Annotated in this window: 10 protein-coding genes; 5 read left to right on the forward strand and 5 right to left on the reverse strand. The window is 60.0% G+C overall.

What is annotated here, in order from left to right; translation table 11 throughout:
- Nucleotides 1-50 precede the first annotated feature (50 nt).
- Nucleotides 51-575: a BA14K family protein gene (locus tag IB244_RS20310; protein WP_192305362.1), complete on the reverse strand. Its 525-nt coding sequence runs from the start codon at nucleotides 573-575 to the stop codon at nucleotides 51-53.
- 190 nt (nucleotides 576-765) lie between these two features.
- On the opposite strand from IB244_RS20310, the gene IB244_RS20315 reads away from it, so the two are divergent.
- Complete coding sequence (locus tag IB244_RS20315) at nucleotides 766-1,725, forward strand: GH25 family lysozyme (RefSeq protein ID WP_192305372.1); 960 nt, start codon at nucleotides 766-768, stop codon at nucleotides 1,723-1,725.
- A 66-nt stretch (nucleotides 1,726-1,791) separates the two neighbouring features.
- Here IB244_RS20315 and IB244_RS20320 read toward each other — a convergent pair whose 3' ends face one another.
- Nucleotides 1,792-3,036 (reverse strand): aromatic ring-hydroxylating oxygenase subunit alpha, encoded by a 1,245-nt coding sequence (locus IB244_RS20320; RefSeq protein ID WP_018859352.1) that lies wholly within the window; start codon nucleotides 3,034-3,036, stop codon nucleotides 1,792-1,794.
- 413 nt (nucleotides 3,037-3,449) lie between these two features.
- Between IB244_RS20320 and IB244_RS20325 the strand changes: the two genes are divergently transcribed.
- From IB244_RS20325 to IB244_RS20335, 3 genes are all read left to right on the forward strand, one after another.
- Nucleotides 3,450-4,055: a DUF6656 family protein gene (locus tag IB244_RS20325; RefSeq protein ID WP_169682719.1), complete on the forward strand. Its 606-nt coding sequence runs from the start codon at nucleotides 3,450-3,452 to the stop codon at nucleotides 4,053-4,055.
- An 80-nt stretch (nucleotides 4,056-4,135) separates the two neighbouring features.
- Complete coding sequence (locus IB244_RS20330; protein WP_025661898.1) at nucleotides 4,136-5,110, forward strand: L-threonylcarbamoyladenylate synthase; 975 nt, start codon at nucleotides 4,136-4,138, stop codon at nucleotides 5,108-5,110.
- 20 nt (nucleotides 5,111-5,130) lie between these two features.
- Nucleotides 5,131-6,558 (forward strand): FAD-binding oxidoreductase, encoded by a 1,428-nt coding sequence (locus IB244_RS20335; protein ID WP_192305364.1) that lies wholly within the window; start codon nucleotides 5,131-5,133, stop codon nucleotides 6,556-6,558.
- An 11-nt stretch (nucleotides 6,559-6,569) separates the two neighbouring features.
- Here the strand turns inward: IB244_RS20335 and IB244_RS20340 are convergent, their stop codons facing one another.
- Nucleotides 6,570-9,305: a DUF1217 domain-containing protein gene (locus tag IB244_RS20340; RefSeq protein ID WP_192305366.1), complete on the reverse strand. Its 2,736-nt coding sequence runs from the start codon at nucleotides 9,303-9,305 to the stop codon at nucleotides 6,570-6,572.
- Nucleotides 9,306-9,603: 298 nt separating this feature from the next.
- Here IB244_RS20340 and IB244_RS20345 point away from each other — a divergent pair, with 298 nt between their 5' ends.
- The gene (locus IB244_RS20345) at nucleotides 9,604-10,170 is read left to right on the forward strand and encodes a DUF6101 family protein (RefSeq protein ID WP_025661901.1); all 567 of its coding nucleotides are present in this window, start codon (nucleotides 9,604-9,606) and stop codon (nucleotides 10,168-10,170) included.
- Between the two features lie 61 nt (nucleotides 10,171-10,231).
- On the opposite strand, the gene ubiA is transcribed toward IB244_RS20345, so the two are convergent.
- Together ubiA and IB244_RS20355 are read right to left on the reverse strand one after the other, a co-directional pair.
- The gene (ubiA, locus tag IB244_RS20350; protein ID WP_169682725.1) at nucleotides 10,232-11,191 is read right to left on the reverse strand and encodes a 4-hydroxybenzoate octaprenyltransferase; all 960 of its coding nucleotides are present in this window, start codon (nucleotides 11,189-11,191) and stop codon (nucleotides 10,232-10,234) included.
- A 64-nt stretch (nucleotides 11,192-11,255) separates the two neighbouring features.
- Nucleotides 11,256-11,837, reverse strand: a complete 582-nt coding sequence (locus IB244_RS20355; protein WP_018859346.1) for a histidine phosphatase family protein — start codon at nucleotides 11,835-11,837, stop codon at nucleotides 11,256-11,258.
- Nucleotides 11,838-11,848 lie beyond the last annotated feature (11 nt).

Genomic DNA, 11,848 nt, shown 5'->3' on the forward strand with positions numbered 1-11,848 from the left:
CAAAAGGCCCGGCATTGCTGCCGAGCCCTGAAACCGAAAGCTTGCTTCACTCAGTAGTACGGCGAAACGCACTGCTGGCGCGGGCCGTTGTACGGCTGGAACGTGTTGTCGTAGACCCGATAGGAACGGTAACGCGCCTGGCACCAAGCCACGTGACCCGAGCCGAGCGAAGCAGCCGGCGGAGGAGCCACATAGGTCGGCTGCGATGCAATAGCACCACCAATTATCGCACCAGCGCCGAAGGCGGCCAGCGGGAACCAGTAGCCGTCATAGTAGCGGTAGCCACTGCGATAGTAGGGATAGCCGCGATAGCCACCGTACCAACCCGGGCGATAGGCCGGGCGGTACCCCGGATAATAGCCAGGGCGATAGCCTGGATAGTAGCCCGGCCGGTATCCGGGACGAAAACCGGGGCGGCAATACGGGCCACGGCAATACTGGACGTTCTGGACGTCACCAGATTTTTCGACCTGCGGCAGAGCCGGCATCTGCGTCGCCTGCGAGGGCGCATAGCCACTTGCCAGCGTGACAAAGGAAACGGCGGCAATCGCTATCTTCTTAAAAAACCCAGTCATGGAAGCTCCATTTCCAGTTGGAATACGCGCGCACGATACCGCCAAGGCACTGAAAACGTTCCAATGACCAGTTTTCATGCTGTCGGTGCGACTTTCTGTTTTTAAGCGATCGCGGATTAACTGGACATTAACCGCCTATCACCACGCTCATTCCATGAAGCAATCCTGGAGAAATCTTCTGCTTCGCTTGATGGTTCCGGCGCTTGTCGCGGGACCTCCGACTATGGCTGTGGCGGCTGACACCCTACCCTGGAACAACCCCAACAACGCGCTCGTCATCGACGCGTACGAACTCAATACGATCGATTGGGATTCCCTGCTTTCGGACAAGCGCATCGCCGCCTTCATTTCGAAAGCTTCCGACGGACTTCCAGAGAGCTTCTCCTGCACCGGCGATCATGCCGGGGACACGGTTGCGCATTGCAAGACCATGTGGCGCAAATATGCGGTGAGCCGCGAGCTCTTTCAGACGCGGCGATTGGTTGCCCGGGCGGCCGGCCTCCTCTGGGGCTCCTATCACCTCGCCCGTCCCGGCAACCCGGTCGACCAGGCCAACCATTTCCTCGAATACGCCGATCCCAAGGACGACGAGATGATGATCCTCGATCTCGAGGGCATCGATCCGCAGAAATTCATGTCGCTGGAGGACGCACAGATATTTGCAGGCCATATCAGGGCAAGGACCGGACGCTACCCGGTTCTCTATACCAATCACAACACCGCCCGATATATTGCCGCATATCGCAACGACTATCCGGTGCTGGCGCGGCTACCGATCTGGTATGCGCGATACAGGCCCGACGTGAAGGGCGTGTTCCCGATGGGAAACTGGGACAACTACCTGATGTGGCAGTTCTCGTCGGGACAGAACTGCAGCAAGCGCCGCTGCCCTTACCGCGTTCCAGGCACATTGACGGATATCGATGTCAACGTCGCGCCCATGACCCGCGCCGAACTCGCAAAGGTGTGGGCGCGGGGCAACCTCTTGCCGGCGCGCGAACCGGACCCGCCGCTCATTCTTGCCAAGATCGAGATGGAGCCGCGCGGAATGCCTGCCCAAGGCCCGGCAACCGCACAGCTTCCGCCGGATCCTATCGTCACATCCTCGATACCGCAGAGCGACGTCGTGCGCACGCGTCGAGACTTCTGAGAAACGTGCGCACAAAAAAGACCCCGTCTCGAAGAGACGAGGTCACTTGGGAGGGAGTCTTTTGGATTAGGCGACGACGGAGAGCTTCGCCTGATCGCCCTGCAGGCGGTTGACCATGAAGTTCGAGTACCATTCGAGGAACTGCATGACGCCGCCTTCATGCGCCATCGAATAAGGTCCAGGCTCGTAGGCCGGCGAGTGAATACCGAAGGCATTCTCTTCGACGATGCGACGGTCCTGATCGTTGGTTTCGGTCCACACATGCGTGAGCTCGGCCAGATCGTAGTCGACACCCTCGACGGCATCCTTGTGCACGAGCCACTTCGTCGTGACGGCCGTTTCATTGGCACTGAGCGGCAGCACGCGGAAAGAAATCGCATGGTCGCCGAGAATGTGGTTCCAGGTCGTCGGGTAGTGGAACAGCAGCATCGTGCCGATGCGATCAAGCGTCACGTCGTCCGAAAGAGGCCTCTCGACGGCGCGCCTGCCGGACATGGTGTAGCTCTCTGCGTCCTCGATCAACGGCATGCGGGCGGTGCGGAACTGACCGTCGGGGGAAATCTGGAACTTGCTCGGCAAGCCAGCCGCCTCGCAGCGTGCCCAGTGACCCGCAATCTCGGGATCGTCGGCACCGCCGTCCGTGCCGGTGACGCTCGGCGCTTCCGGGTAGGTGCGGCAGAGTTCGGGGTGGTTGGCCGCGCAGTGATAGCATTCGCGGTTGTTTTCCCAGACGAGCTTCCAGTTGCCCTTCTCGATGATCGTGCTCTGGAAGGCGACCTTCGCCTCGCTCAAACGATGCGGCAGCATATAGGGCGCGACCATGTCGCGGATCGGCTGGAAATCCGGTGCATTCTGCGCGAGACAGATGAAGATGTAGCCGCCGAAGCTCTCGCAATGGACCGGCTTCAGGCCGTAACCGCTCTTGTCGAAATCATCGCCCATGTGGCGGGCAAAGGCGAGCTTGCCATCGAGGTCGTAGGTCCACTGATGATAGGGGCAGACGAGGCGAACCGAGGAGCCGTGCTCCTTGGTGCAGACGCGCGAGCCGCGATGGCGACAGCTGTTGTGGAAGGCGCGAATGACGTTGTCACGGCCACGGACGATGACAACGGGATAGTCGCCGATCTGGACCGTGAAATAAGCGCCCGGCTTCGGCAGCTCGCAATCATGGCCCATGAACAACCAGTCGCGATAATAGATCATCTCCATATCGAGCTTGAAATAATCCTCGTCGATATAGAAGGGCCGCTCGAGACTGAAGCCTTCCCTGCGGGTCTTGAGTTGCCGCAATACGTTGCTGCGAATATCCATCTGCATATCCTCGTATAATGGGCCGCCGCTTGATCGAAGGCGAGAGCCGCCGGAAGCTTCGCTCCCTCTCCGTCAGGAGACTTTCTTGATAGACATTTAAACACCGCTGGCGCGCGGCGTTTGGTTGTAAAGCGACATCGGCTTCGAAAATGACGACAGGCGGCAAAGGAGTGCGGAATCGAACGCGGTTCCAGCCTAAAAATGCTTCATTCTCGGCCAGCAAGGCCAATTACGACATTGCCGCAACCCAATTCACACTTAGGCTCTCGGCACAACCTTGCCACAGCTATCGTATTTGCGACATGGCGGCGGTGGCCAATATCCACCAACCCGCGCATGACGGCCGAATTTAATCTGCCATTAAGCATGATTGCCTATCCTTTCCACATCAATCATCCATGTGGATATCTCTCATGGCGAAGCTTCGCTATTTCGACGCCACTAACAGCAATTCCCGCAACGCGGCACCGGTCACCTCGCATTCTGAATTTCTGCGCACCGGAAAGATCACGCGCACCCGGGCCCACTGGCTCGCCGAGGAGCGGCGCTACCTCACACATGACGAAGTCGCAGAGAAGACGGGCCGCAAGCTGGAGACAGCCGGCGCCAAGACGCATCGACATATCAACGGATTTCACCGTTCGATCCAGTTTCCGAAGCTGCTCTTCCACCGCACGCTGCAGGACAGCCCGCATTTAGGCTATTGCCACGTGACTGCGTCGCGGACGAAATTCGCCCGCTACGAAGAAGTCAGCTGGGCGTTCTACATCGCGAATTTCTACGCCGACATCGGCGACAACGACAATTTCTTCCACAAGATCGATCTGAAGTATTCGCGCATGTATTTCGCGGTGGCGATCAAGCCCGGCGAACATACGCCGGAGAAGATGACGATCGACCGCTCGGTCAGGGGCAACGGGGTGCTTTTCCGCACCGACGATCCGCAAATCGCCATCAAGAACGTATTGCTGCTCGGCGCGCGCAACGAGCAGCTGCGCGAGATCATTCGCCAGCTCTGATCGGCATCATCGGCCCGCTTCGATATTGATCCGATCGCCGGGAAGGCATAAGGACTGCCGGACAGCAATCCGGACAGCGCATGGCACGATCGATCGACATCACGAAGGACAGGCAGCAGGCTATCGAAGCCGGTTGCGCAGTGCTTGGCGAGGGCTTCCCGATCGCGATCCCGACGGAGACCGTCTATGGGCTCGCTGCCGATGCGACCAATCCGGTCGCAATTGCCCACATCTACGAGACCAAGGGCCGCCCCCGCTTCAACCCGCTTATCTGCCACATGGCCGACCTTGCCATGGCTGAGAAGCACGCGGAGTTCGACCCCGTTTCACGCGCGCTGGCCGAAGCATTCTGGCCGGGGCCCCTCACGCTCGTCCTGCCGTTGAAGCCAGAGAGTGCCATTCATTCGCTGGCGACCGCAGGGCTTGATACCGTTGGCATCCGCGTGCCGAAGGGTTTCGCGGGAGAGCTGATCCGCGCCTTTGGGCGGCCGCTCGCCGCGCCCAGCGCCAACACGTCAGGCAAGATCAGCGCGACGAGCGCTGCCCATGTCGACGCCGACCTCGGCGAGCGCATCAGACTGATCCTCGATGCCGGTGCAAGCACCGTTGGCGTCGAGTCCACGATCGTCAAGGTCGAGGATGGCAAGCTCAGGCTCTTGCGGCCGGGCGGGCTGCCTGCCTCGGAGATCGAGCGCGTGGCCGGTCAAAAGCTGGTGCGAGCCAGGAAGGCGTCCGCGGCCATCGAGGCTCCGGGGATGCTGGCATCCCACTACGCGCCCGGCGCAACCGTCCGGCTGGACGCAACGCATGTCGATTCCGACGAGGCGCTGATTGCCTTCGGCAAGACGGCCGTTGCCGGTGCCGATGACGCCAGGATCGTCCTCAATCTCAGCCGGGACGGCGATCTCGCGGAAGCCGCGGCGAACCTCTTCGACTATATGAAGAAAGCCGACGCCAGCGGCGCGCAGACGATCGCCTTTGCAGCCATTCCCGACGAGGGTCTCGGCGAGGCAATCAACGATCGGCTCCGCCGCGCAGCCGCGCCACGTGAGTAAGCAAGAAGGATCATGTTTCGATGAGCAGCGTTTCCCCCGAACTTCTCGACCGTTTCGCCGCCATCATCGGTGAGAAGCATGCGCTTAAGAGCGAAGCCGATCTTGCGCCGCATCTGATTGAAAACCGCGGCCTTTACCACGGCTCGTCCCCTCTTCTCCTGAAGCCCGGTTCGGTCGAAGAAGTGTCGTCGATCCTGAAGCTCGCAACCGAGACCGGAACCGCGGTCGTGCCGCAAACGGGCAACACGGGTCTCGTCGGTGGCCAGACGCCGCGCGAAGGCAAGTCCGACATCATCATCTCGCTCGAACGCATGAACAAGGTTCGTGATGTCGATCCCGTCGCCAATGTCCTCGTCGCCGATGGCGGGGCGATCCTCGCGGACGTGCAGAAGGCGGCAGAGGCATACGGCAGGCTGTTTCCTCTCTCGCTTGGCTCCGAAGGTTCGTGCCGCATCGGCGGCAATCTGTCGACGAATGCCGGTGGCACGGCGGTGCTTGCCTATGGGAACATGCGCCAGCTCTGCCTCGGCCTCGAGGTCGTGCTGCCGACCGGCGAAATCTGGAACGGCCTGCGCCGCCTGAAGAAGGACAACACCGGCTATGACCTGCGCGACCTCTTCATCGGCGCGGAAGGCACGCTCGGCATCATCACCGGCGCCGTGCTCAAGCTCTTTCCGCAGCCTCTCGGAAAGCAGGTCGCTTTTGCCGGCCTTAACTCGGTCGAGGATGCCCTTGCCTTTTTCAACCTCGCATCCAGCCTTTGCGGCACCTCGCTGACCGGCTTCGAGCTGATGCCGCGCTTCGGCGTCGAGATTACCGCACGCAACATCGAGGGGGTACGCGATCCACTGGAATCGGCGCACCCCTGGTATGTCCTTGTCGATATTTCCACGTCCGATTCTGCCGAAACCGCCGAGCGCATGATGACGGCGCTGCTTGAGCAGGGCTTCGAGGCAGGTTTGGTTCAAGACGCAACAATCGCCTCGTCGGTCGCGCAGCAGCAGGCGCTCTGGCATATGCGCGAGAGCATGTCGGACGCGCAAAAACCCGAAGGCGGATCGATCAAGCACGACGTTTCCGTGCCGGTTTCCGCAGTTCCGGCTTTCATGCACGAGGCCGGCGGTGCGGTCATGGCGGCCATGCCCGGCGCTCGCATCTGCGCCTTCGGCCACATGGGCGACGGCAATATTCACTACAATATTTCCCAGCCAGTTGGCGCCGACAAACAGGCCTTCCTGGCGCGTTGGCGTGAAATGAACCACATCGTCCATGGCTTTGTGCTGGCGCACGGAGGATCGATTTCCGCCGAGCACGGGATCGGTCAGCTGAAGCGCGACGAACTGGCCTCGATCCGCCCGCCGATTGAAATGGAGCTGATGCGCAGGATCAAGCACGCCTTCGACCCGGCCGGCATCATGAACCCAGGCAAGGTCGTCAACGTCGACTAAGGGGCGACGATTTAAAGAAGGCTTGTGCTGGTCGTGCCGCCATTGGTCAGGATGGTGAGCGCCGGGGATGTGCCAGAGTTGTTCTGCAGATCATACATTGCCGTAAAGCGCTTCATGAGCTTGTCGACCTTCTTGGAATCCTGGAGATCCTCGAGATTGACGAACTTCCCAAGCATGGAAACCTGTTTTTCGACATCCATGTTCGAGACACTGGTCGGCAGGCTGAAGGTGGTTGTAATCACCTGGAACAACGCCTTGTCGCCTAGAATCGTGTAGAGCGATGTGATGTCGGGTGCGCTGCGCGCGAAATACAGCGCGAGGCGTACGCCGTCGTTCGTTTCACCTTCCTGCGATTCCAGCGTCTGCTGAACGTACTTTTGCTCCGTCCGGTCTTCGGCGCCAACATTCTGGACTGTCCCGATCTTGGCCCGCGTCAGGTTACCGTCGGTATCGAAGTTGAAGTCCGAGACAATCTCCTTGAACTTCGACTCAGCCTTCGTGTTGAGGTAGCTCTTGGGATCGGACGGATCGGAGGCAAAGATCTTGCGCAGCGTCTCCTCGTCGTATTTCTTCGGGTCGAGGCCATTTGCCGTCAAGACCAGGCTGGTCAGCTTGTCGTTTGACAGGAAGTCGTCGAGAGACTTCACCTCCACCATGCCTTTGGCGAATGCATCGACGGCTTTCGTCGCGTCCTTGGAAGCCTTGTCCCTGAGCGGGCCGTCGCTCATGCCCATCAGCATGCGCGACTTATAGTTCGTCGCATATTTCGCCATCACGGCGGACGGCAGCGGCTGTATCTCCGCGGATATCTTGCCGTCAGCTCCAAAATTGAAGGCGCGGACCAGATTGGTGATCCGCTCGTCTTTTAACGAGGCGACGTAGCCGTCGGGATCGTAGGGGTCACTCTTCAGCAGCTTGCGGAACATGGAACGAGACACGTCCTGTTCCGTCAGTCCGTAGGCGCGAAGCGCCATATCGTAAAGTTCAGGTAGGTCGTCGTTCTTCTTGTCAAAGTCTGCGGCGGCGTTCGAGCGCAGCAGGTCGTCAACCTTCTTGATCTTATCGTCGGCCATTCGCGTCTTGTAGTTTGCCACGGCCTCCTCGATCGCCTCGTTCTGCGCGTCCGCATATCGCACGCCGTAGAACGTCGTCGTATCCATCAACTGAGCGCTCGATTGCGGGCCGGATGCAGCGGCGGCCGAACCATCGGCCGCGAAGCTGAACGCGGCATTGAGCGCGCTGAGCCCCTGGCTGGCGGCGAAGCTGGCATCAGTCAGGATGCTTTTGATGTCTGCGTCGCTGACGCTCGTGGGGACGCCATAGGCCGACCGCAGAGTGTTCATCATTTGCCCGTCAGCGATCAGGTCATCGACATTGGAGATCGTCGGGATCACAGTCTGGAAGTAATCGAGATTGGCGCGGACCTGCGAACTCGTGGCCCGTGCCTGTGCGATTGTTTGTGCCCCGGCGCCAGTGGCAACGCTGCCGTCGGCCTGGAAGTTGAAGGCCGAGTGGACGTCGTCGTAACCCAGCAAGCTGGCGTAGCTCGCATCCGTCAAGACGCTGCGAAGGTCGGCATCGCTGACGCTCTGGGGAAGCGAATAGGCATCCCTGATGTACTGGGTCAGCTTGGTATCAGCGATCAGGTCATCGACATTAGTGATGCTGACGATCTTTGATTGATAATAGCCCGTGGTGTTTGCGGCCTGGTCGGACATCGCTTTCATCTGATCCGACGTCTGTGCCGCATAGGACGCCGCAGCGGAATTGATGGTACCGTCCGCGTTGAAATTGAAGCTCTGATTGACGTTGCTGAAATCCAGCAAGCTTGCGTAGCTCGCATCGGTAAGAACCAACCGGAGTGCCGCGTTGCTGAAATCGTCGCCCATGCTGAAGGCCGTTTTGATATAGGACGTCAGCCGCTTGTCGGCGATGATGTCGTCGACATTGGTGATGGTTCCGATCTTGGACAGATAATAGGCTTTGTTGTAGTCGGCAGCCGCCGAGGTCGTGATCGATGGGACAGTCAGATTGTACTGCTCCATGACGGCATCTTTCTGGGTGGCCGTCTGCGCTGTGCCGTTAACGGTGCCATCTGCATTGAAGCTGAATTGTGCGGCAAGCGCCTTATACTTGTCGTTGCCGTTGAGATTGACAAAGCTATTGGGATCGTTGACGTCGCTCGTCAAAACCTGCGCCAGGAAATCCTTGGAAACATAAGTGGGATCGATGCCGTAGGCCTTGAGAACATAGGTGCGCACGCGGCTATCGCCGACGAGATCGGAAACGCTCTGAACCGCGTCTATCGCGCTGCTGTAGTATTTCGTTTCGGCCGTGGCATTCTTGCCTTCGTCCGCGAAGGATTGCGTGTAGAGACCGATCAGGTCGTCTTCCTGCGCGTCGCTCTGGGCATCCGCCGCGGGCGTGTGGAAATTGAACGCAGCAGCGAATTCCTTGTAGCGCGAATCGGAAAGCTTGTTGGCGAAGCTATTGGCGTCCGTCAGATCGCTTTCCAGCACCTTTTTCATGAAGGCCTTGGCGTAAGTCATGTCTTCGAGGCCATAGGCCTTCATCGCATAGCTGTAGAGCCGATAGTCGCCGAGGAAATCGTCGACGTCTTTGACGTTGTTGATGTTGTCCTTGTAATACTCGGCGTCGCGTTTGACCGTCGCCTGGGAGGCGACGCGATCCAGGCTCTGCTTCATGTTCCCGGACAACAAATTGTAGGCCATCGAAGCCGAGATCATAGTGCGTCCTTTTCCGGCAAAGTCTTCAAGCATGACAGATTGGTTCTGCGCCATTTTGCGATAAAAAGCTTACCCGAGACTTACCCATCCTGCGTTGCAATATGGCACAGCCGGCGTTCACCCTCCGGAAACCTTGCCGGCTTCGGTTTTGATAACCATCCAGGGAGGCAAAGTTTTCTTAACCGCGATTTTTAAGCTGTCTCGAACAGGCGGCGCCTATTGTCAGGCCATAGAGGGCGAAAAGCCCCGAGGAGAAGACCGCAAATCGGCTCTCAGGTAAGACAAGGGTAGAATGAACATGAACAACACCGTTATGAAGCCCGTATGGGCTGGAACGACGCTGCGTCTCGATCCGTCTCGCTTTCCCCAGCAGGTCAGCTACGCCATCCATGACTCCTCAAGTGACGTGAACATAACGATCGACGAACGTGGCGCCATCCTGCGCAAGGTTCTCTCCTCCAGCGGCCTGCCGCTTTCGATCGCGCTGCCCAAGCGCGCCTTCAAGGGCGTTGCGGCCCGGGCCATCGACCATGGCAACGGCGAAGTCACTGTTACGCTGGAGCTTCACCACGAGGACCCCGAGCTCTGCATACCGCTGCTGGTCGCCCACGACCTCGCAGATATCGCAGCCGACTGGCGAAGCTGGTCCGAGGCCTTCCGCATTCCGATGCTGATGGTCGAGGCCGACGGCGTTGCCCGCCCGCTGGAAGAGCATCTTGGCGACCTGCGCACCAGCGCATTGAAGCCGCGCCGCCGGCATTCCTACTTCGCAAACCGGCGTCCGCGCTTCCTCGTGCGCCGAACGACGGGCAAGCTCGGCGTCGCCATGAAGATCGAAGGCAAGGAAATCATCGCCCGCAACTAAGCGGTGCGTCATTTCAGACCATCAATGCCCGGCCATTGTGCCGGGCATTTTCGTTTCCGCCTCAGGGCAGGACGAAGAGAAGCGACAGGAAGAGGCCGAGAAAGATGATCAGGCCGACGCGATTGTTCGACTTGAACAGCGCAAGGCACTGGTCGGCGTCGTCGATATTGAGCGTCACGATCTGCCAGGCGAACATGCCGGCCGCGATGAGCAGGCCGAGATAGCCGAACGGGCCGACGCCTGCGGACAGGAAGGCGCAGAAGGCAAGCACGAGCGTCAGGCCATAGAGGCCGACCAGCCACTGTTTCGTCTTGTCGCCGAACAGCCGCGCGGTCGAGCGGACACCGATCAGCTCGTCGTCCTCTTTGTCCTGGTGGGCATAGATCGTGTCGTAACCGATCGTCCAGACCACCGAGGCGACGTAGAGGAGGATTGGCGCCAGTGAAAGGTCGCCGAAGATTGCCGCCCAGCCCATCAAAGCACCCCAGGAAAAGGCAAGGCCAAGGAAGAACTGTGGCCAGTCTGTAAAGCGCTTGGCAAAAGGATAAAGCGCCACGATAGCGAGCGAGAGGACGCCGAGAATGACGGCAAACCATTTCAGCTGCAGCACGACCAGCAGCCCGACCAGCGCCTGCAGGACGATGAACGCCTTGGCCTGCGTGCGTGTCACCCGACCCGATGGCAGCGGCCGCGAGCGGGTGCGCGCCACTTCCATGTCGATCTTGTGGTCGACGAGATCGTTGTATGTGCACCCAGCCCCGCGCATCGCGACAGAGCCGATGAAATAGAGCACGAGATAGAAAATCAGCTGGCCGCCGGAAAACTGGCCAATATGAGCCGCCGCATTCGCGGCCATGGCAGCCGACCAGAAGCAGGGCCACATCAGCAATTGCCAGCCGATCGGCCGATCCCAGCGCGCAAGCTGCGCGTAGGGCCAGAGCCAGGGAGGCAGGACCCGGTAAACCCAGTTGTTCGAAGGCGCATCCGCAACGCGCCCGTTTATTCCGCCGATCTGTTGCATGACGCCATCTAGCGAGCCGTCGAGGCGCGGGTCAAGGTCAATTCACGGCCGCCGGGGCGACCTTTCAGCGCTGGTTCCACCGCCTGATCACCGGCTCCGTCAGGTCGTGCTCGTAGCCGAGAACGCTGATGCTTGCCGTGTCGAGGATGAAGCGCGCGCCATCGGTCGGCGGCAATCCGAGCCAGCGCGCGCCAAGGACGCGCAGGAAGTGCGAGCTGGAAAAGATCAGGATCGGGGCATTGGCCAGCCGCAACTCCGATATGATCCGATCTGCTCGCCCGCCGACATCGCCCGCCGCCTCGCCCTTGGGGCAGCCGTCGCGAAACAGCTGCCAACCGGGTCGGCTCGCGTGGATTTCCTTGGTGGTGATACCCTCGTAGGCGCCGTAGTCCCATTCCGCCAAGTCATCCTTGACGATCGCGCCGGCGCCAAAGCCCGAGAGTTCGCAGGTGTCGCGCGCGCGCTGCGACGGGCTCGACCACACGGCCGCAAAACCTCTACCCGCAAGGCGCGAACCGACGTCACGTGCTGCGGCCTCGCCTTTTGCCGTGAGCGGAATGTCACTGCGACCGGTGTGCCGCCCAGACAAACTCCACTCGGTTTCGCCGTGACGCACGAGATGGATTTCCGGAAGGGTGCTTGCCATTGTCATCAAGC

The organism is Rhizobium sp. RHZ02 (assembly GCF_014851575.1).
In the GTDB taxonomy this organism is placed as follows: Bacteria; Pseudomonadota; Alphaproteobacteria; order Rhizobiales; family Rhizobiaceae; genus Rhizobium; species Rhizobium altiplani.